The sequence below is a fragment of the Microbacterium sp. CSI-V genome (assembly GCF_001984105.1).
Taxonomy (GTDB): Bacteria; Actinomycetota; Actinomycetes; order Actinomycetales; family Microbacteriaceae; genus Microbacterium.
Genome location: NZ_MTQM01000006.1, coordinates 15,210 through 34,726, shown reverse-complemented (window position 1 = coordinate 34,726; position 19,517 = coordinate 15,210). Strand labels below are relative to the sequence as shown.

Sequence of the window (19,517 nt, the reverse complement as noted above, 5' to 3'; positions counted from 1 at the left end):
GCTCACTTGAGGAAGTCGGGCACGTCCAGGTCGTCGTCCGCGAAGCCGGAGTCGTACGACGTGTCGGGCACGCGTGCGGCCACGGGGGCCGGCTCGGGCTTGCGCTCGGGGGCCTGTGCCTTCTGCTCCTCGGCGGCGTCGAGGTCGCGCGCGACGTCGTCGGCGGGGATCGCCGGGACGGCCGGTGCGGCGACGGGACGCTGGGCGCCGACGGGATCGATGCGCAGCGACGGCTCGCCCCCGTCGAAACCTGCCGCGATGACCGTGACGCGCACCTCGTCGCCGAGCGTGTCGTCGATGACCGTTCCGAAGATGATGTTGGCCTCGGGGTGCGCGGCCTCCTTCACCAGCTGGGCGGCGTCGTTGATCTCGAAGATGCCGAGGTTCGATCCGCCCTGGATCGACAACAGGACACCGTGCGCTCCCTCGATGGAGGCTTCGAGGAGCGGCGACTCGACGGCGAGCTCCGCGGCCTTGATCGCCCGGTCGGCGCCGCGCGCCGAGCCGATGCCCATGAGCGCGGAACCCGCGCCCTGCATGACCGACTTGACGTCGGCGAAGTCGAGGTTGATGAGACCCGGGGTCGTGATGAGGTCGGTGATGCCCTGCACACCGGCCAGGAGCACCTGGTCGGCCGTGGCGAAGGCCTCGATCATCGAGATGCCGCGGTCGCTGATCTCCAGCAGGCGGTCGTTCGGCACCACGATGAGGGTGTCGACCTCTTCCTTCAGACGCCCGACACCGGCCTCGGCCTGGCTCTGACGGCGTCGACCCTCGAACGAGAACGGCTTGGTGACGACACCGATGGTCAGGGCGCCGATCGACTTGGCGATCTTCGCCACGACGGGCGCGCCGCCCGTACCGGTTCCGCCACCCTCGCCCGCGGTCACGAAGACCATGTCGGCGCCGCGCAGCGCCTCCTCGATCTCCTCGGCGTGGTCCTCGGCCGCGCGGCGGCCGACCTCGGGATCCGCACCGGCGCCGAGGCCCCGCGTGAGCTCGCGGCCGACGTCGAGCTTGACGTCGGCGTCGCTCATCAGCAGCGCCTGCGCATCGGTGTTGATCGCGATGAACTCCACGCCGCGCAGGCCGAGCTCGATCATGCGGTTGACGGCGTTGACGCCGCCTCCGCCCACACCGACGACCTTGATGACGGCGAGGTAGTTCTGGTTCTGGCTCATGCCGGCCTCCGTTATCCCCGAACCTGAAACTCTAAACCTCATGTTGAGGGTTAAAGAATTGCCCGGTATGCAATTCCTTAGCTCGAAGGTAGGCGGACGCACCGGCCCAACCCGCCCGACACGCGGCGTGTCGGATTATCGCGGTGCGGATCAGCGGAGCACGCCCGCCTCGGGCGAGGTGACGTCGTACTCCTTGGTGCGATCGGGCGAGCTCTTCTGCATCAGCAGGTCGAGCACGCGCGCCTTCTCGGCGGAGCGGTCGGCACTCCCCCACACGACCTTCGTGCCCGTGGCTCCGAGGGTCAGCGTCACATCGTCGGGGGTGGTCGCAGACACCGCCGTCACCTGCGAACGGATGCCGTCGGGCAGAGCGCGCATGACGCGTCCGACGGCGTGGAACGGCTCCGCATCCGTCCCCCCCGCCGCGTCGATCACCGGCTGGCCGTCCGGCGCGGTCGGAGTGGTCGACAGCACGACCCCGGCGGCATCCACGAGGGTGTATCCGGCGGGCGTCTGAACGACTCCGACGGGGGTGCGCTCGACGATGCGGACGACGAGATCGTGGGGTGGTCGCGCCTCGAGCGTGTACGACTCCACGAGCGGGAAGCGCACCAGCGCCGCCTTCACGGCACTGTCGTCCACCATCGCCAGCGGCGTGCCGACCTGACTGCTCAGAGCGTCCGCGACCGTCGCGGCATCCAACTGGGACGTGCCCACGACGTCGACCCGTTCGACCGCGAAGAGCGGGCTGTAGGCGGCGCCCGCGGTCCCCAGGACCATCACGACGAACGCGATGCCGACGCCGATCCACACCCGGCGACGGCGGCGCTGGCGCACCGTGAAGCGGCGGACCTCCGCACGCAGCGCGCGACGACGCGCACGCGACGCGCGCCACACGTCGCGGAGCCCCAGCTCTCCGGCATCCGGCTCGGACTCGTCGCCCGCGGGCGGCAGGGGCAGCGCGACGACCTCCGCCTCACGAGTCTCACGACCGGCCGGCGCGGGAGGCCCGGGATCGCGGGCGCCCGACGACGACCCGGGGGTCGGGGGCAGGGGCGAGGGCCGGCGCACGGCTCAGACCGCCGCGGCCTCGGTGCGGGAAAGCGCTTCGAGCACCTGCGGGATGATCTGGTACACGTTGCCGCACCCGAGGGTGATGACGTAGTCGCCGGCTCGGGCGATGGCCGCGGTGTACTCCGCGGCGCTCTGCCAGTCGGGCACGTAGTGCACGTGCGCCGGATCGGCGAACGCGCCGCTGACGAGTTCCCCCGTCACCCCCGGCACGGGGTCTTCGCGCGCGCCGTACACGTCGAGCATGACCGTGTGGTCCGCGAGGGATTCGAGCACCTCCGCGAACTCGCGGTACATCTCCTGCGTGCGGGAGTACGTGTGCGGCTGCTGGATCGCGATGATGCGCCCGTCACCGACGACCGTCCGCGCCGCCGACAGCGCCGCCGCGACCTCGGTGGGATGGTGCGCGTAGTCGTCGTAGACGCTCACCCCGCGCTGGACACCGTGCAGTTCGAAGCGACGGACGGTGCCGCCGAACCCCTCCACGGCCTTCGCCGCGTCCGCGAGACCGTGGCCCAGCACGGTGAGCACGGCGACCGCGCCGGCGGCGTTCACCGCGTTGTGCGCCCCGGGCACCCGCAGACGCACGTCGGCGCTCTCCTCGCCCGCGGAGACGGTGAAGGACACCGGCCCGTCGGTGCGGACGTCGGTCAGCCGCACGTCGGCCGCGGCATCCTCGCCGAAGGTGACGACGTTCGGGTGGGTGATGCGTTCGCGCACCGCCCGAGCCCCGGCGTCGTCGGCCGAGATGACGACCGCTTCGCGGGCCGCGTCGGCGAACCGGGCGAACGCGGCGTCGAAGGCTTCGCGCGAGCCGTAGTGATCGAGGTGGTCGGGGTCGACGTTCGTGATGAGCGCCACGGAGGTGTCGTACAGCAGGAAAGTGCCGTCGGACTCGTCGGCCTCGATCACGAACAGTTCGTCGGAGCCGGTGCCGCTGGAGGCGCCGAGGTCGGCGATGACCCCGCCGTTGACGAACGTCGGGTCGACGTCGAGCGCGCGCAGGGCGGTCACGATCATGCCGGTCGAGGTGGTCTTGCCGTGCGCGCCCGCCACCGAGACGAGGCGGCGCCCGCCGATGAGCCAGTGCAACGCCTGCGAGCGGTGGATGACGTGGAGTCCGCGCTGCTTCGCCGTGACGAACTCGGGGTTCTCGGGCCAGATGGCACCGGTGTGCACGACCGTGTCGGCGTCGCCGAGGTGGGCGGCGTCGTGCCCGACGTGGACCGTCGCGCCGCGGGCGGCGAGATCGCGCAACGCCGCACTGTCGGCGCGGTCGGAGCCGGAGACCCGGATGCCGCGGTCGAGGAACATGCGCGCGAGCCCGGACATGCCCGAGCCGCCCACTCCGATGAAGTGCGCGGAGGTGATGGACTCGGGGATGGGGAGGCTCAGGTCGGGTCTGATCATGACCTTGCGATCCTACGTCGCGTGGGCGACGGCTCGGCCCCGGCGCGCCCGGGGGTCGAGCGTGCGCGTCGGGCGTGCCGGATGCGGAGGAGCCGGGGGCGAGGTCAGCGGGCGAGGGCGGCGTCGAGGAGGGCGATGACGTTCTCGGTGCCCGCGCGCGTCCCCGTCCGCGCCGCAGCGGCGCGCATGGCATCCCGCCGGTCGCCGTCGCGGAGGAGCGGGACGATCTCGGCCCGGACACGGTCGGCGGTGAACTCCGCGTCGGGGATGAGGCGTGCGGCGCCCGCGCGCACGGCGGCCGCGGCGTTCAGGCTCTGCTCGCCGTTGCCGACCGCGTACGGCACGTAGACGGCGGGGATCCCGAGGGCACTGATCTCGCTCACCGTGGCCGCACCCGAACGGGACACGATGAAATCCGCGAGGGCGAACGCGAGATCCATGCGGTCGACGTAGCGCACGAGCGCGTAGCCGGGCACGCCCGGATCGGCGAGGTCGGACTTCTCGCCGGTGACGTGCAGCAGCTGCCAGCCGGCGTCGAGCACATCGCGCCACGCCCCGCCGAACGCCTCGTTCAGGCGCTGCGACCCGAGCGACCCGCCGAAGACGAGGAGCGTGGGGGCCGTGGCATCCAGTCCGAAGTGCGCGGCCGCCTCGCCACGCCGGGCAGCGCGGTCGAGGTCGACGATCTCGCGGCGGAGCGGCATGCCGACGACGCGCGCGCCGCGCAACGGCGTCCCCTCGAACGCCACCCCCACCCCGGCCGCCGCCCGGGCGCCCAACACGTTCGCGAGCCCGGGGCGCGCGTTGGCCTCGTGCACGACGAACGGGATGCGCTCCCAGCGCGCCGCCACGTACGCCGGCGCCGACGCGTAGCCGCCGAATCCGACGACGGCGTCGACGCCGCGCTCGCGGATGACGCGCCGCACCTGCGCGATCGCGCGGCGGAAACGGGAGGGGAAGGCCGCGGCCGCGCGGTCGGGTCGGCGCGGGAACGGCACCTTGTCGACGAAGAGGAGCTCGTACCCGCGCAACGGGACGAGGCGCGCCTCGAGCCCCTCGCGGGTGCCGAGCACGAGCACCTCGCCGTCGGGATCACGGGCGCGGAGTCCGTCGGCCACGGCGAGCAGGGGGTTCACATGGCCGGCGGTCCCGCCGCCGGCCAGAAGCGTGGTCGTCACCCTTCGACCCTAACCAGCGGGACGCCACCGGTCGCACCGCACCGGCGGCGCAGAACTCAGCGGCGGCGCCGCGCGGGCGTCCGCGCCGGGGGCGTGGGCATCGCGCGGCGGTCGGGCAGCGTCCGGGCGCACGAGAGCAGCACACCGCACGCGATGAGCACGGACAGCAGCGACGTGCCGCCCTGCGACATGAACGGCAGGGGCACGCCCAACACCGGGAAGATGCGCAGGACCACGCCGATGTTCACCAGAGCCTGGCCGACGATCCACAGCGTGATCGCGCCGGCCACGATCCGGACGAAGGAGTCGTCGGTCCGACGGATGATGTGGAACGCGCCGACGGCGAACAACGCGAACAGGGTCAGCACGACGAGGCATCCGATGAGCCCGAGCTCTTCGCCGATGATCGCGAAGATGTAGTCGTTCGCGGCCGCGGGAAGCCAGTCGTACTTCTCTTTCGAGTTGCCCAGGCCCAGGCCCAGGACTCCGCCGCTGGCCAGACCCCACACGCCGTGGAGCGACTGATAGCAGGACGTGTAGTAGCAGGAGGCGTCGTCCGGGTCGAAGAGGCTGGCGATGCGCGCCATGCGGTTCTCGCTGCCGAACGCGGAGGCGAGGACCACGACGACCGACAGCACCGCGGGGACGATGAACATGCGCAGCTTGATCCCCGCGAAGAACAGCGCCCCGAGCACCACGAGCACGAGGATCATCACGGTGCCGAGGTCTTTCCCACCGAGCACGGTGCCGATGACGAGCACCGCGACGGGCACGACGGGGATGAACACGTGCTTCCACGAGGTCAGCAGGCGGCGCTTGCGATAGAGCACCGCGCCCATCCACAACGCCAGGGCGAGCTTGAGGAACTCGGCCGGCTGGAACTGGAACCCGGCGATCTGCACCCAGTTGCGGTTTCCGTACGAGGCGATGCCGAGCCCGGGGACGTACACCAGCAGCTGGAACATCGTGGCCAGGATCAGCGTCGGCCAGGCGATGCGTTTCCAGAACTGCATCGGCGCGCGGCTGAGGACGAACATGAGCGGGATGCCGACGACGGCGAAGATGCCCTGCTTGAGGACGTGGTCGAACGGGTTCTGACCTCCGTCGAGCGCGGAGGTCGCGGACAGCACCATCACCAGTCCGAATCCGGTGAGCAGCAGCGCCGCGGAGGCGATGAGCAGGAACTCGCTCGGCACCGGCTGGAACGCCCGCCCGAGGGAGACGCGTGCGGCCAGTCCCCTGCGGGCGGGTTCGTCCTCGGGGGCCTGACGGGGCGGGGGTGCGGTGGTGGTCACGCGGTGTTCCCCTCGTCCTACGTTCGGGCCGATCCCTCGTCCTGGCCCGCGATCCACTCCCGCACCGCCCGGGCGAAACGCTCACCGCGGTCGGAGTAGGAGGCGAACTGATCGAACGACGCCGCCGCGGGAGCCAGGAGCACGGTGTCTCCGTCCCGGGCCACGTCGGCCGCCAGTTCGACGACCCGTGCCATGACGTCTTCAGTCTCGGTGTGGTCCACCTCGAACAGCGGAACCGCGGGCGCGTGTCGCTCGAACGCGGCGACGATCTCGCCCCGCTCCGTGCCGATCACGATCGCGGCGCGCGTACCCGCCCCGCGCGCCCGCACGAGGTCGGCGACGTCGACGCCCTTCAGCAGCCCGCCGACGACCCACACCGCACCAGGGTACGCCGCGAGCGACGACCCCGCGGCGTGCGGGTTGGTCGCCTTGGAGTCGTCGACCCACGTGACACCGCGATGCGCCGCGACGACCTGGATGCGGTGGGGATCCAGCCGGAAGCGATCCAGGGCGTCGTGGATGTCGGCGGGAGCCACACCCAGGGATCGGGCGAGCGCGGACGCCGCGAGGATGTTCGACACGACGTGCGGAGCGGAGAGTCCCTGCTCGGCGAGGTCCGCGACCGTCGTCAGTTCGAGCGCCGAGGTCGCACGCTCCTCGAGGAATGCGCGGTCGACCAGGATGCCGTCGACGACGCCGAGGTCGCTCGGACCCGGGACGCCGAGGTCGAACCCGATGGCTCGCGCCCCTTCCACGACCTCGGCCTCCTCGACCATCTCGCGGGTGGCGACGTCGGCCTTGTTGTAGACGCAGGCGACGCGCGTGCGGGCGTACACACCGGCCTTGGCGTCGCGGTACGCCGCGAAGCTCCCGTGCCACTCGAGGTGATCGTCGGCGAGGTTGAGGCAGACCGCGGCGTGCGGCGACAGCGCCTCGGGCCCGGACTGGAGGTTGAGGTACCAGAGCTGATGACTCGAGAGCTCCACGACGAGCACGTCGAACCCCGCGGGGTCGCGGATCGCGTCGAGGACGGGCGTGCCGATGTTGCCGACCGGGACGGCCCGCAGCCCCCCGGCGACGAGCATCTCGGCCGTCAACCGCGTGGTCGTGGTCTTGCCGTTGGTCCCCGTGATCAGGACCCAGTCCGCCGGACGCCCGTCGGGCCGCACGACCTTGTCGCGCACGCGCCACGCCAGCTCGACGTCGCCCCACACGGGGATGCCGCTCTCCTGCGCCCAGACGATGAGCGGGTGCGACGGGGGGAAGCCGGGCGAAGCGAGGACGACATCGGGCCCGAAGCCCGCGAGCGCGTCCGGCACGGTGCGAAGCGGACCCACGTGCAGTTCCGCGCCGATGACGGGCAGCAGGCGCGCGTACTCCGGGTCGGCCTTCTCCGTGACGACGAGCACGTCGGCGCCGAGCTCCGCGAGCGTGTCCGCGGCGGAGAAACCGGTCACCGACAGGCCCAGCACGGCGACCTTCAGGCCCCGCCACTCGGCGTACCAGCTGTGCAGGGATGCCACCCGCTCGGCGCTCATACCCGGGCCAGCCATTCGACGTAGAAGAAGCCGACGCCCGACACGGCGAGCAGGCCCGCGATGATCCACATGCGCACGACGATCGTCACCTCGGGCCACCCGCGCATCTCGAGGTGGTGGTGCAGCGGACTCATGAGGAAGAGCCGCTTCCCGCGCGTGATCTTGAAGTAGATGCGCTGCAGGATCACCGATCCGGAGGCGATCACGTACACACCGGCGATGAGGACGAGCAGCAGCTCGGTGCGCGTCAGGATCGCCATCGCGGCGATCACGCCGCCGATCGCCATCGAGCCGCAGTCGCCCATGAAGACCTTCGCCTTGGGAGCGTTCCACCACAGGAATCCGACGAGCGCGCCGACGAACGAGGCCGAGACGATCGCGAGGTCGAACGGGTCGCGGACGGCATAGCATCCGGCCTGGACGGCGGGTTCGAGCACATCGGCGCACATCTGCTTGTTCTGCCAGAAGGCCATGAGGCTGTAGGCGCCCACGACGAAGATGCCCGAGCCGGCGGCGAGACCGTCGAGTCCGTCGGCGACGTTGACCGAATTGGATGCCGCGGTGCCGATGAGCGAGATCCACGCCAGGTACAGCAGCCATCCGACGATCGGACCCAGCGCGAAGAGCGAGAGCACCTGGATGTCACGGAAGATCGAGACGTACTGCGACGCGGGCGTCTGCCCGAAGGCGTTGGGGAAGTTGAGGGCGACGATCGCGAACGGGACGGTGACGATGACCTGCCCGGCGATCTTGCGCCACCCTGAGAGCCCCAGGCTGTTCTGGAACCGGACCTTCATGTAGTCGTCGATGAATCCGACGACTCCGAAGCCCAGCATGAGCCACAGCACCAGCAGGCCCGACACGGTCGGCGGGTTGTTGCCCGCGTACGCCCCGATGAGGTAGCCGACGATGGTGCCGAGGATGAAGATCGTGCCGCCCATCGTGGGCGTGCCGCGCTTGGCCCCGTGCGAGGGGTTGTGCACGTTCTCGGGCGTGCGGATGACCTGTCCCCAGCCCCACTTCCGGAAGCCCCGCAGGAACACCGGAGTGAGGAAGAGCGTGAAGGCCAGAGAGATCCCCGCCGATGTCAGAAGTGATCTCACGCGAACGATTCTCCCAGACGGTCGCCGAGGAACCGGAGCCCTGCGGAGTTGGAGGACTTCACCAGCACGCGATCGCCGTCGCGGAGCTCGTCCCGGAGGTAGTCGTAGGCCGCGTCGGCATCCGCGAAGAAGACGGCCTCGCCGTCCCAGGATCCCTGGGAGATCGCCTCGAGGTACATGCGTCGAGCGTCCTGTCCGATGACGACGATCCGCTGGATGCGCAGACGCACCGCCAGCAGACCGACGCGGTCGTGCTCCTCGTCGGCGTACTCGCCGAGCTCGCTCATCGCGCCGAGCACCGCGACCGTGCGCTCATCGGGCCCGGTGATCTGGGCGAGCGTGCGCAGAGCCGCGGACATCGAGTCTGGGCTGGCGTTGTAGGCGTCGTTGATGATGCGTACGCGCTCGGACCCGAGGGGCTGCATGCGCCACCGCTCGGCGAGCTCGACGGTCGACAGGCGCGCGATCGCCTCCTCCGCCGTGACGCCCAGCGCCGTGGCGGCGGCGATCGCGGCGAGGGCGTTCATGACGTGGTGCTCGCCCAGGACCCGCAGCTCGAGCGTGTGCTCCTCGCCGTCGACGACCAGCTGAGCGCGCGCGCCGGATGCCGAGACCTCGACGTCGAGGGCACGCACCTGAGCCCGCTCGCCCCGACCGAACCAGCGCACCTCCTGGCCGCGTTCGCGGGCGAGGGGCTCCATCGCGGCGACGCGCGGATCGTCCGCGTTGAGCACGGCGAGGCCGCCCTCGCGGGTCGCGCGCACGAGTTCGCTTTTGGCGTGGAAGGTCGATTCGATTCCGCCGAAGCCGCCGGCGTGCGCCATGCCCACCATGAGCACCACCCCGATATCGGGGGGGACGAGACCGGCGAGCCGGGCGATGGCGCCCGGAGCGCTCGCACCGAACTCGCTCACGAGGAAGCGCGTGTCGTCGGTGACGCGCAGCATCGTCAACGGCGCGCCGACCTCGTTGTTGAACGAGGCGCGCGGAGCGACGGTGGAGCCCTCGTCCTCGAGGATGCGCGCGAGGAGGTTCTTCGTCGTCGTCTTGCCGTTGGAGCCGGTGATGCCGACGATGCGGAGGTTCCCGGTGGCGCGCACGCGCGCGACGACGTCGCGGGCGAGCTCGCCCAGGGCCTCGACGACATCCGGCACGACGACCTGACTGACCGGCTGGTCGAGCTCGCGTTCGACCAGGGCCAGCACCGCGCCCCGCTCGATCGCGGCGGGGACGAAGAGGTGGCCGTCGGTGGTCTCGCCGGGCTTGGCGACGAAGATCCCGCCGGGTTCGATGAGCCGCGAATCGGTGTCGACCAGTCCGCTGACGGTGGTCTCGGGGGTGTCGTCGCCGCGGAGCACGAGGCGGCCGCCGAGCACGGAGGCGATGTGGGAGAGGCTGGTGGAGATCATTGCTGTGTACGGACGCCCTTTCCGTGTCGGGAGGAGACCGGCATCCGGCGTGTCAGCCGAACTTGGGCAGTTCGGGGGAAGTGGTTCCGGACGGGATCACCCGGTAGTTCTTGAGCACCTGGGTGAGTGCCTTCTGGAAGGCGGGGGCCGTGGCCGCAGACGACTTTACCGTCCGCGGTTCGTCGAGGTTGACCGAGACGATGTACTGCGGGTCGTCGGCGGGCGCGAAGCCGATCATGGTGGTGAAGTAGGCGTCGGGCTTGTACGCACCGGTGGCGGGGTCGGTCTTCTCACCGGTACCGGTCTTGATCGCGACGCGGTACCCGGGGATGCTCACCTGGGACGCGAGGGTGCCCTGCGTCGCGACGTTCTCGAGCATCTGCGACACCTTCGTGGCGGTGTCGGCCGACACGACGCGCTGGCCCTCGGTCGAGGGCACGTCGGTGACGGTGCCGTCCGCGGCCGTGCAGCTCTCCACGAGCGAGAGCGGCACGCGCACTCCCCCGTTCGCAATCGTCTGGTAGGCGCTGACGAGCTGCGGGATGGTCACGGCGAGGCCCTGACCGAACGCGGTGTTGTAGAACGTCTGGTCACCCCAGTCGCCCACGGGATGCAGGATGCCGGCGGACTCGCCCGGGAAGTCGATCGCCGTGGTCGAGCCGATGCCGAACTTCTGCAGGTAGTCGAAGCGCGTCTGGGCGGGGATCATCTCGGCGAACTTGGAGATGCCGACGTTCGAGGAGTCGATGAGCACGCCGGTCAAGGTGTAGTTGTTCGCGCCGTGAGCGAAGGCGTCGGTGACCCGGGCGCCGCCGCGGAGCGTCTCGCTCGAGGATGCCGTGACGGTGGTCCCCTCGGCGAACGACCCGCTGTCCAGTCCGATCGCCGCGGTGAGCGCCTTGAACGTCGAGCCCGGCTCGACGGGATCGGTGAACGTCCAGCTGCCGCGCTCGTCCTCAGGAGTCGCGGTCGGATCGTTGGGGTCGACGGTCGGGTACTCGGCGAGGGCCCGGACCTTGCCCGTCTTGGCCTCGACAACGGTGATCGCGCCGCGGACCGCGCCGGTGTTCTGCACCTGCTCGGCGATGAGCTGGCCCATGTACCACTGCAGATCGCGGTCGATCGTGAGCTTGAGGGTTCCGCCGTCGACGGCGGGCTCGGTCTGCACCTCGGTGCCGGGCAGCACGACGCCGTCGCGGCCCTGCTGGAACACGACCTTGCCGTCCTGGGAGGCGAGGCAGGAATCGTCGGCGAGTTCGAGCCCGGCGAGCGCCTGCCCGTCGCCGCCGACGAACCCGAGCAGGTTGCCGCCGACCGCGCCGTCGGGATACACCCGCCCCGCCTTGGGCGGGAACACCAGGAACGGCAGCCCGAGGTCGGCGAGACCTCGGTACTGCTCGGTGGAGACGTCCTTCGCGATGATCGCGTAGCGCGAGGCGGGGTCGGCGGCCACGGCATCCGTCACGACCTTCTCGACCGCCGCGGGATCCTCACCGAGGACGTCGGCGATCTTCGCGGCCAGGTCGGGCCACGTGGCCTCGACGCGGGTCGTGCCGTCGTCGTCGCGGGAGACCAGCCCCTGAGCGGCGAGCATCGGGTCGACCTGGACGTCGTAGCGGTGCACGCTCGACGCGAGCGTGACGCCGTTCTCGTCGACGATGGACCCCCGCGAGGCGTACTCGACGCGGGAGTTCTGCAGGCCCATGGCCAGCGATTCGTCCACGTGCTCGCGGGCGTTCACGACCTGGATGTCGACCAGTCGGACGACGAAGGCGATGAGCACGATCAGCACGACCGAGAGGGCCACCACCGTGCGACGTCGCGGGGAGCGGGAAAGCGTCGTCGTCATGGGCTTATCGTGTCGCGGGCGTCGGCAGACCGTCGCTGATCGGCGGGGGTGTCGCGGATCCGGTCGCCGGAGCCGTCGCATCGGTGGCCGCGTCAGCGGTCGTGGCGTCGGTCGTGGCGTCGGTCGCGGGCCCCGCGGCCTGCTGCGGGTCGGTCACGAGGGGGACCCCCGCGATGAGGGCGTTGCGAACGGACCCGCGACCGATGGCGTCCACGGAGGACGCGCCCTCGGCGGGCTTGCCGGCGCCGATGACGGCACCGTCGCTCAGTCGCAGGTAGGTCGGCGTCTCGTCGATCACCATCCCGAGCGCGGCGGCGTTCGCGGCGAGGTACTGGGGCGAGTTCAGCCCGGCGACCTCGTCGTAGAGGATCTGCTTCTGGTATGTGAGGTCCCGCTGCTGCTGGGTGAGCGACGAGATCTCGAACGAGCTCTGCGTGGTGAGGATCGACAGCCCCATCTGCACGAGCGCGATCAGGACCGCGCCGAGCACCGCGATGACGCCGAAGGCGCGTCGCGGCACACGTCGACGCGCGGGCGCGTCGACCGCGTGGAGCCGTCGGGGCTCGCGGACGGGGACGGGGAACTCCGGAAGGAACGCCGCGTCGATGGTCTGGGGAGCGCTCATGCGTCCTCCTGGATCCTCTCGGCCGCACGCAGACGCACGGGGGTGGCACGCGGGTTGGCGGCGCGTTCTTCATCGCCGGCGAGTTCGGCGCCGCGCACGAGCAGCCGGAACTTGGGGGCGTGCTCGGGGAGTTCGACCGGCAGGCCGCGAGGAGCGGTGGATGCCGACGCCTCGGCGAACACCCGCTTGACCAGGCGGTCCTCGAGCGACTGGTAGGACAGCACGACGATGCGCCCCCCGACGCCGAGGACGCTCAGGGCCGCCGGGATCGCGCGTTCGAGCACCGACAGTTCGGCGTTGACCTCGATGCGCAGGGCCTGGAAGACGCGTTTGGCGGGATGCCGTTCCCGCAGCACCGCGGCCGGCGTCGCCGCCTGGAGCACGTCGACCAACTGGCCCGAACGCTCCAGCGGCGCCTGCTGCCGCGCGGCGATGATCGCCCGGGCGTAGCGCCCCGCCAGTTTCTCTTCCCCGTAGCGCTCGAAGATGCGGCGGAGGTCGCCCTCGCCGTACGTCGCGAGCACCTCGGCGGCGGTGACGCCGGAGGTCTGGTCCATGCGCATGTCCAGCGGGGCGTCCTGCGCGTAGGCGAACCCGCGCGCGGCTTCGTCGAGCTGGAGCGAGGACACCCCCAGGTCGAACAGGATGCCGTCGACCTTGTCGACGCCCGCCGAGGCCACGGCATCCGCGATGCCGTCGTAGACGGTGTGCACGAACGTCGTACGGCCTTCGAACCGGGCCAGCCGCTCCCCCGCGATGCGCAGGGCGTCGGTGTCGCGGTCCAGGCCGATCAGACGGGCGGTCGGGAACCGCTCGAGGAACGCTTCGGAGTGGCCGCCCATACCGAGGGTGGCATCGACGAAGACGGCTCCCTCGCGCTGGAGGGCCGGGCCGAGCAGCTCGGCGCAGCGCTCGAGCAGGACGGGGGTGTGAATGTCGCGGATGTCCATGATGACGGGGGGAGGTCGCGGGCTCTGATCCCCATCCGCTCGACCTGGCGCCGGGGAAGTGCGTCAGGGCGTGCGGCTGGGAATCACAGCCCGCGATCAGAACAGTCCCGGGATCACCTCCTGCTCCATCTCGGCGTAGGTCTCTTCATTGCTCTCGGCGTAGGCGTTCCAGGCCGTGGCGTCCCAGATCTCGGCGTGGGCGCCGACACCGGTGACGACCAATTCCCGATCGAGGCCGGCGTACGCGCGCAGCGCCGGGGGGACGGTGATGCGGTTCTGCCCGTCGGGCTTCTCCGCGCTGGCCCCGGAGAGGAACATGCGCAGGAAGTCGCGGGCCTGCTTGTTGCTGAGCGGAGCCTCGCGGATCCGCTCGTGCACGCGCTCGAACTCCTCGGTGCTGAACACGTAGAGGCAGCGGTCCTGCCCCCGGGTGATCACCACTCCGGCTCCGAGATCGTCACGGAACTTCGCGGGCAGGATGACGCGCCCTTTGTCGTCGAGCTTGGGAGTGTGCGTGCCGAGCAGCATTCGGGCGTCCACCCCCTTCGTCCGGCCTGCGAAGTTTCCCCCACTTTACTCCACTGCCCTCCACTTCGCCATCAAAATGCGGGTCTTCCGCGGGGAATCCATGACGTGTATGGTCTTGCCCCGCTCGACGGCGGGGTCCGACATCCGCGTCGATCCGCGGCATCCGATCGCGCGCGACACGAGCGGGCCCCCGAGTGGAGGGAAAGGGAGCGATTCTCACGCCGCTCGCGGCGGTCACCGCGGACGCAAAAAAACACCGGCTCCGAAGAGCCGGTGTTCAGGTGAAGCGAGGAGGAGGGTCAGTGCCCTTCGTTGCGGCGGTCCCACCGATCGTTCATGCGATCCATGAAGGAGGCACCCGACGCGCGGGGGGCACGCGCACCCGAGGCGGCGCGGGCCGACGGGAGTCGCGAAGAGCTGCGCGTGGGAGTGACGGCGAAGACCACGCCGCCGACCATCACCAGGAAGCCGACCACACCCACCGCGATACCGAGGACGCCCGTGTTGAACCCGATCGAGACGCCCGCGATGAGGGCGCCGAGACCGGCGAGCACGAGGATCGATCCGAGGACGATGTTGCGATAACTGAGCGCGCGACTCGGAGCGGTGACGACGTCGGCGTCGTTACTCATGAGATGGCGTTCCATCTCGTCCAGCAGACGCTGCTCCTGTTCGGAGAGTGGCATGCGTCCCCCTCTATTGCTCAGTACGTTCGATTCTACGCGGGGCGTGGATCACTAGGCTAGGCCCGTGTCGACCTCCCCGGAACCGATCGAAGCCGTTTCTCAGCGACTCGACAAGTTCGTGTCTGAACAGATATCGTACGCCTCCGCGCTGGGGTCCGAGGCCGAGAAGATGGCCCGCGCCGGGGCCTCTGCCCTTCGGGGCGGCAAGCGCCTGCGCGCCCGCTTCCTGCTGACCGGTCGCCGTGCCGTCGACGAGGTCTCCTCGGGCGCCACGACGGCTCCGGACACCGCCGCCGTCGGAGTCGCGGCGGCCCTCGAGGTGTTCCAGGCGGCGGCCCTCGTCCACGACGACCTGATCGACAATTCGGACACGCGGCGTGGACAGCCCGCGGCGCATCGTGCCCTGCAGGCCGCCCATGTCGACGCGCACTGGGCCGGCGATCCCGAGGCATTCGGCCGTTCCGCGGCGATCCTGCTGGGCGACCTGCTCGTCGCATGGAGCGACGACCTGCTCGAGGAATCCCTCGCCGACCTCGCCACGGCCCCGGCGACCCGGCGACAGTACGCGGACATGCGTCGGGATGTCACTATCGGGCAGTTCCTCGACGTCGCGGAGGAGTCCGCGTACGCCGTCCACGACGACGACGACCACGCCGATCGTGCGCTGCGCGTCGCGTCCTACAAGTCGGCGCGTTACAGCATCCAGAAACCGCTGCAGATCGGAGCCGCTCTCGCGGGCGCCGACGACGCCCAGCTCGACGCGCTCGGACGGTTCGGGCACGACATCGGCATGGCGTTCCAGCTGCGCGACGACGTCCTGGGAGTGTTCGGCGACAGCGCGGTGACCGGCAAGCCCTCGGGCGACGATCTGCGCGAAGGCAAGCGCACCGTCCTCGTCGCGTACGCCCGCCAGGCGCTGTCCGTCGAGCGCCGCGCGCAGCTCGACGCCCTGCTCGGGGACCGGACCCTGGATGCCGGGCGCATCGGCGACCTGCAGCAGACGATCGTGGACACGGGTGCGCTCGAACGCACCGAGGAGCTCATCGCCGAGTACGAGCGTCAGGCCGAAGCCGCTCTCGACGGGGCGCACCTGGGCCGGGAAGCCGTCGCGGAGCTCCGGGAACTCGCCCGCGCCGCGACGCGTCGCACGTCCTGACGCGGTCGACGGATCGGGATCAGGCCAGCGCGGCCGCCACGCGGCGCACTTCGCTCTTGCGTCCAGCCAGGAGCGCTTCGATCGGAGCGACTCCGATGGTCTCCTCCGGCGCGAAGAGCCAGTCGATGGTCTCGTCGGCGTCGAACCCGACGTCGTGGAGCACGATGATCGTGCCGCGCAGCGACGGCAGCGGGCGACCGTCGACGATGAACACCGCCGGCACCCGCAGGACGCCGTCGCGTCGCGTGCCCACCAGGTAGTTGTCGTCCAGCAGTCGGCGGACGCGCCCGAGAGGCTCCCCGAGCACCTCGACGAGGTCGGGAAGGGTCAGCCATTCAGTCGCGAAGCGGGGCGTGTCGGTCACCCTGCCACTATCTCATCCCGGCCCGGGAACGAGCACGCGAACCGCATCCGTCACACCCGTCACAACAACCTCATGCGTTGACATCCGTCACGTCGCGTGCGACGGTGGCGGGCAGTCGGAAGAACGGATCCCCCACCATGCGACGACTCCCTCCCCTGCCCGCGCGCCCGCGCGGCCTGACCGTCTGGCCCGCAGCCGTGGCCGGCACGATCGCGCTCGCCCTCTCCGGCGAGAACGCGGCGCACGCCGCCCCGCCGGCGCCCGCCCTGTCCGCCGTACCCCCCGCACCCGCGACGCTCGGCTCCCCCGTCCGCGCGAGCGCAGCACCCCCGGTGTCGTACACCGTGCAGGCCGGCGACACGGTCTGGGCGATCGCCCGCGCGCACGGGCTGGACACCGCCGCCGTCCTCGCGGCGAACGGCCTCGAGGCGGGCAGCATCATCCGGCCGGGACAGGTGCTCGCGCTGGTCCCCGCCGCACCGGCGCCTCCCCCGCCGGCGACCACGGAGGCACCCCCTGCTCCCGCGCCGAGCGGGCGCACGCACGAGGTGCGCCCGGGCGACACCGTATCGGCCATCGCCGCCGCCAACGGCGTCTCCACCGACGCGGTCCTGGCGGCGAACGGCCTGACCCGCGCGTCGATCATCTACCCGGGCGAGACGCTCCAGATCCCCTCGGCCGAATCCGCCGCGGCGACCGGGGTCGCGGCATCCGCGGGTCCGGCGACGGCGCCCGGACTCGACGCCGAACAGGCCGACAACGCCCGGCTCATCATCCGTATCGGCCGGGAGCTGGGCGTCTCGGACCGCGGCATCGCGATCGCCCTCGGCACCGCCATGCAGGAATCGTGGCTCCGCAACCTCGACTGGGGCGACCGCGACTCGCTGGGCCTGTTCCAGCAGCGACCGAGCAGCGGCTGGGGAGCGCCCGATCAGATCCTCGACCGCGAACGCGCGACGCGCGTCTTCTACGGTGGCGCGGGCGACCCCAACGGCTCGGCGACCCGCGGCCTGCTCGACATCCCCGGATGGGAGGGCATGGCCTACGCCGACGCCGCGCAGGCGGTGCAGATCTCGGCGTACCCCGATCGCTACGCGCAGTGGGAGTCGCCGGCGACCGCCTGGATCGCGGTTCTCGGCTGATGCGAAGGTGAGCCGCTCCCCGGGCTCCCAGGGGGCGCTCCGTAGACTCGTCCCGTGAGCACGAGTCAGCAGGCCGACCCGCTGATCGGCCGTCTCGTCGACGGCCGGTACCGGGTGCGCGCGCGCATCGCGCGCGGCGGCATGGCGACCGTGTACGTCGCGACCGACCTGCGGCTCGAGCGCCGGGTCGCGCTGAAGGTCATGCACGGCCATCTCAGCGACGACACCGTGTTCCAGAGCCGCTTCATTCAGGAGGCGCGGTCGGCTGCGCGACTGTCCGACCCGCACGTCGTCAACGTCTTCGACCAGGGCCAGGACGGCGACATGGCGTACCTCGTCATGGAGTACCTGCCCGGGATCACGCTGCGCGAGCTCCTACGCGAGCACAAGCGCCTCACGGTCGATCAGACCCTGACGATCATGGATGCCATCCTCTCCGGCCTCGCGGCCGCCCATCGCGCCGGCATCGTCCACCGCGACGTCAAGCCCGAGAACGTCCTGCTGGCCGAGGACGGCCGGATCAAGATCGGCGACTTCGGACTCGCCCGCGCCACCACCGCCAACACCGCCAGCGGTGCGCAGCTGATGGGCACGATCGCGTATCTGGCGCCCGAACTCGTCACGCGCGGCACCGCGGACGCGCGCAGCGACATCTACTCGCTCGGCATCGTGCTCTACGAGATGCTCGTCGGCGAGCAGCCCTACAAGGGCGAGCAGCCGATGCAGATCGCGTATCAGCACGCCACGGACTCGGTTCCGCGCCCGAGCGCGAAGAACCCGGGAGTCCCCGAGCAGCTCGACGAGCTGGTCCTGTGGGCCACCGAGCGCGAGCCCGCCGAGCGCCCGCTCGACGCGGGGACGATGCTCGCCCGACTGCGCGACATCGAGAAGGAGTTGGGCCTCGCGCCGCAGGTGGCGCGGGCCGTCGCCGTCGGCACCGTGGCGGCCAGCGCCGAGGAGTCCCGCGAACTGACCAAGGTGCTGCCGCAGACCGCGGTCGTGCCGTCCACCCCGCAGGACGACGTCGACAACGCCACGCGCTTGAGCCAGCGCACGCGTCGCCGCACCACGCGCGGCATCTGGCTCTTCGCGCTCGTGCTGATGCTCGCCGCCGGCGCCGCGACCGCCGGGTGGTGGTTCGGGTCCGGTCCGGGATCGCTCGTGGCCGTGCCCGACGTCTCGCGGATGAGCTTCGCCCAGGCCGAGGCCCTGCTGACGCAGGAGCAGCTCGGCGCCCAGGCGCAGGAGGTCAACGATCGGGAGATCCCGGCGGGCACCACGGTCGGGTCCGACCCCGAGGTCGACGTCCGACTCGACAAAGGCACCGTGGTCACGGTCTTCGTCTCGATCGGCCCGGCCTCGCACGACCTTCCCGCCCTCGCCGGCAAGGGGACGGACGAGGTCAACGGCATCCTCGAGTCGGCCTACATCGGAGTGTCCGGCACGACGTCGGAGTTCACGGACGCGGGGGCGGGAACCGTGCTCGGGGTCAGCATCACCCCGCGCGCCGGTGGCGAGGCGATCGACTGCACCCAGGGCTGCACTGTGCTCGAGGGCGATGCGGCCGCGCTCGTGACGTCGCTGGGCCCGATCCCCGACGTGGTGGGGCTCACCACCGCGCAGGCCGAGCGGGCGATGAGCGACGCGCAGCTGCAGACCACCACGTCCGAGGAGTACAACAACTCCGTTCCGTCGGGCACGGTCATCGGCATCGGCGATCGCGACGGCGGCGGCAATTGGCGCCCGAATGACACCGTCACCCTCCGCGTGTCGATCGGGCCCCGACCGGTGCAGATCCCCGAGAACGTCGTCGGGATGACGATCCGCGAGGCCGTCACCACGCTGCAAGGCCTGGGCTTCGAGGTCAACGCCGGGATCGACGACGGCACGCTCCCCCTCGGCTTCAAGTACTGGGACATCTACAAGGTCCGTTCGACCAACCCCAAGGCGGGAACGAATGCGCCACAGGGCAGCACCGTCACGCTGACGCCCACGCTGTAGCCCTCACCGCACGAGAAACGCCCCCGATCAC

17 protein-coding genes are annotated in these 19,517 nt (G+C 70.9%); 3 read left to right on the top strand and 14 right to left on the bottom strand.

The features are described from left to right. Positions 1-2: 2 nt before the first annotated feature. The 13 genes from ftsZ to CSIV_RS02625 form a co-directional block, all read right to left on the bottom strand. The gene (ftsZ, locus tag CSIV_RS02685; protein ID WP_077049892.1) at positions 3-1,181 is read right to left on the bottom strand and encodes a cell division protein FtsZ; all 1,179 of its coding nucleotides are present in this window, start codon (positions 1,179-1,181) and stop codon (positions 3-5) included. Positions 1,182-1,331: 150 nt separating this feature from the next. Further along, positions 1,332-2,252, bottom strand: coding sequence for an FtsQ-type POTRA domain-containing protein (locus tag CSIV_RS02680; RefSeq protein WP_077049891.1), 921 nt, complete (start codon positions 2,250-2,252; stop codon positions 1,332-1,334). Between the two features lie 3 nt (positions 2,253-2,255). Further along, positions 2,256-3,662: a UDP-N-acetylmuramate--L-alanine ligase gene (gene murC, locus CSIV_RS02675; RefSeq protein ID WP_077049890.1), complete on the bottom strand. Its 1,407-nt coding sequence runs from the start codon at positions 3,660-3,662 to the stop codon at positions 2,256-2,258. Between the two features lie 104 nt (positions 3,663-3,766). Further along, positions 3,767-4,840, bottom strand: coding sequence for a UDP-N-acetylglucosamine--N-acetylmuramyl-(pentapeptide) pyrophosphoryl-undecaprenol N-acetylglucosamine transferase (locus CSIV_RS02670; RefSeq protein ID WP_077049889.1), 1,074 nt, complete (start codon positions 4,838-4,840; stop codon positions 3,767-3,769). A gap of 56 nt (positions 4,841-4,896) precedes the next feature. Beyond that, entirely contained in the window at positions 4,897-6,135 is a 1,239-nt protein-coding gene (gene ftsW, locus CSIV_RS02665; protein WP_077049888.1) for a putative lipid II flippase FtsW, read from the bottom strand. A 17-nt stretch (positions 6,136-6,152) separates the two neighbouring features. After that, complete coding sequence (murD, locus tag CSIV_RS02660) at positions 6,153-7,673, bottom strand: UDP-N-acetylmuramoyl-L-alanine--D-glutamate ligase (protein WP_077049887.1); 1,521 nt, start codon at positions 7,671-7,673, stop codon at positions 6,153-6,155. Then, positions 7,670-8,776 (bottom strand): phospho-N-acetylmuramoyl-pentapeptide-transferase, encoded by a 1,107-nt coding sequence (gene mraY, locus CSIV_RS02655; RefSeq protein WP_077049886.1) that lies wholly within the window; start codon positions 8,774-8,776, stop codon positions 7,670-7,672. Before mraY ends, murD begins: the two co-directional genes overlap by 4 nt. Then, positions 8,773-10,185: a UDP-N-acetylmuramoyl-tripeptide--D-alanyl-D-alanine ligase gene (locus CSIV_RS02650; RefSeq protein ID WP_077049885.1), complete on the bottom strand. Its 1,413-nt coding sequence runs from the start codon at positions 10,183-10,185 to the stop codon at positions 8,773-8,775. Before CSIV_RS02650 ends, mraY begins: the two co-directional genes overlap by 4 nt. Before the next feature lie 52 nt (positions 10,186-10,237). After that, positions 10,238-12,034, bottom strand: a complete 1,797-nt coding sequence (locus CSIV_RS02645) for a peptidoglycan D,D-transpeptidase FtsI family protein (protein WP_077049884.1) — start codon at positions 12,032-12,034, stop codon at positions 10,238-10,240. Between the two features lie 4 nt (positions 12,035-12,038). After that, the gene (locus CSIV_RS02640; protein ID WP_077049883.1) at positions 12,039-12,659 is read right to left on the bottom strand and encodes a hypothetical protein; all 621 of its coding nucleotides are present in this window, start codon (positions 12,657-12,659) and stop codon (positions 12,039-12,041) included. Continuing rightward, positions 12,656-13,609 (bottom strand): 16S rRNA (cytosine(1402)-N(4))-methyltransferase RsmH, encoded by a 954-nt coding sequence (gene rsmH, locus CSIV_RS02635; RefSeq protein ID WP_077049882.1) that lies wholly within the window; start codon positions 13,607-13,609, stop codon positions 12,656-12,658. The genes CSIV_RS02640 and rsmH overlap by 4 nt, the downstream gene beginning before the upstream one ends. 96 nt (positions 13,610-13,705) lie before the next feature. Beyond that, positions 13,706-14,137, bottom strand: a complete 432-nt coding sequence (gene mraZ / locus CSIV_RS02630) for a division/cell wall cluster transcriptional repressor MraZ (protein ID WP_076490712.1) — start codon at positions 14,135-14,137, stop codon at positions 13,706-13,708. Positions 14,138-14,436: 299 nt separating this feature from the next. Then, positions 14,437-14,823, bottom strand: a complete 387-nt coding sequence (locus CSIV_RS02625) for a DUF3040 domain-containing protein (protein WP_077049881.1) — start codon at positions 14,821-14,823, stop codon at positions 14,437-14,439. A gap of 64 nt (positions 14,824-14,887) precedes the next feature. Here CSIV_RS02625 and CSIV_RS02620 point away from each other — a divergent pair, with 64 nt between their 5' ends. Beyond that, positions 14,888-15,979: a polyprenyl synthetase family protein gene (locus CSIV_RS02620; protein WP_077049880.1), complete on the top strand. Its 1,092-nt coding sequence runs from the start codon at positions 14,888-14,890 to the stop codon at positions 15,977-15,979. A gap of 19 nt (positions 15,980-15,998) precedes the next feature. On the opposite strand, the gene CSIV_RS02615 is transcribed toward CSIV_RS02620, so the two are convergent. Then, positions 15,999-16,343, bottom strand: a complete 345-nt coding sequence (locus CSIV_RS02615; protein ID WP_077049879.1) for an Rv2175c family DNA-binding protein — start codon at positions 16,341-16,343, stop codon at positions 15,999-16,001. A gap of 137 nt (positions 16,344-16,480) precedes the next feature. Here CSIV_RS02615 and CSIV_RS02610 point away from each other — a divergent pair, with 137 nt between their 5' ends. Next, complete coding sequence (locus CSIV_RS02610) at positions 16,481-17,485, top strand: LysM peptidoglycan-binding domain-containing protein (protein WP_077049878.1); 1,005 nt, start codon at positions 16,481-16,483, stop codon at positions 17,483-17,485. Between the two features lie 54 nt (positions 17,486-17,539). Further along, the gene (gene pknB, locus CSIV_RS02605) at positions 17,540-19,486 is read left to right on the top strand and encodes a Stk1 family PASTA domain-containing Ser/Thr kinase (RefSeq protein ID WP_077049877.1); all 1,947 of its coding nucleotides are present in this window, start codon (positions 17,540-17,542) and stop codon (positions 19,484-19,486) included. The last annotated feature ends 31 nt before the right edge of the window (positions 19,487-19,517 follow it).

Excerpts from the sequence above, each read along its gene's own strand:
- ftsZ (WP_077049892.1), bottom strand. The coding sequence starts at position 1,181 with ATGAGCCAGAACCAGAACTACCTCGCCGTCATCAAGGTCGTCGGTGTG.
- murC (WP_077049890.1), bottom strand. The coding sequence starts at position 3,662 with ATGATCAGACCCGACCTGAGCCTCCCCATCCCCGAGTCCATCACCTCC.
- murD (WP_077049887.1), bottom strand. The coding sequence starts at position 7,673 with ATGAGCGCCGAGCGGGTGGCATCCCTGCACAGCTGGTACGCCGAGTGG.
- CSIV_RS02650 (WP_077049885.1), bottom strand. The coding sequence starts at position 10,185 with ATGATCTCCACCAGCCTCTCCCACATCGCCTCCGTGCTCGGCGGCCGC.
- CSIV_RS02645 (WP_077049884.1), bottom strand. The coding sequence starts at position 12,034 with ATGACGACGACGCTTTCCCGCTCCCCGCGACGTCGCACGGTGGTGGCC.
- CSIV_RS02640 (WP_077049883.1), bottom strand. The coding sequence starts at position 12,659 with ATGAGCGCTCCCCAGACCATCGACGCGGCGTTCCTTCCGGAGTTCCCC.
- rsmH (WP_077049882.1), bottom strand. The coding sequence starts at position 13,609 with ATGGACATCCGCGACATTCACACCCCCGTCCTGCTCGAGCGCTGCGCC.
- mraZ (WP_076490712.1), bottom strand. The coding sequence starts at position 14,137 with ATGCTGCTCGGCACGCACACTCCCAAGCTCGACGACAAAGGGCGCGTC.
- CSIV_RS02625 (WP_077049881.1), bottom strand. The coding sequence starts at position 14,823 with ATGCCACTCTCCGAACAGGAGCAGCGTCTGCTGGACGAGATGGAACGC.
- CSIV_RS02610 (WP_077049878.1), top strand. The coding sequence starts at position 16,481 with ATGCGACGACTCCCTCCCCTGCCCGCGCGCCCGCGCGGCCTGACCGTC.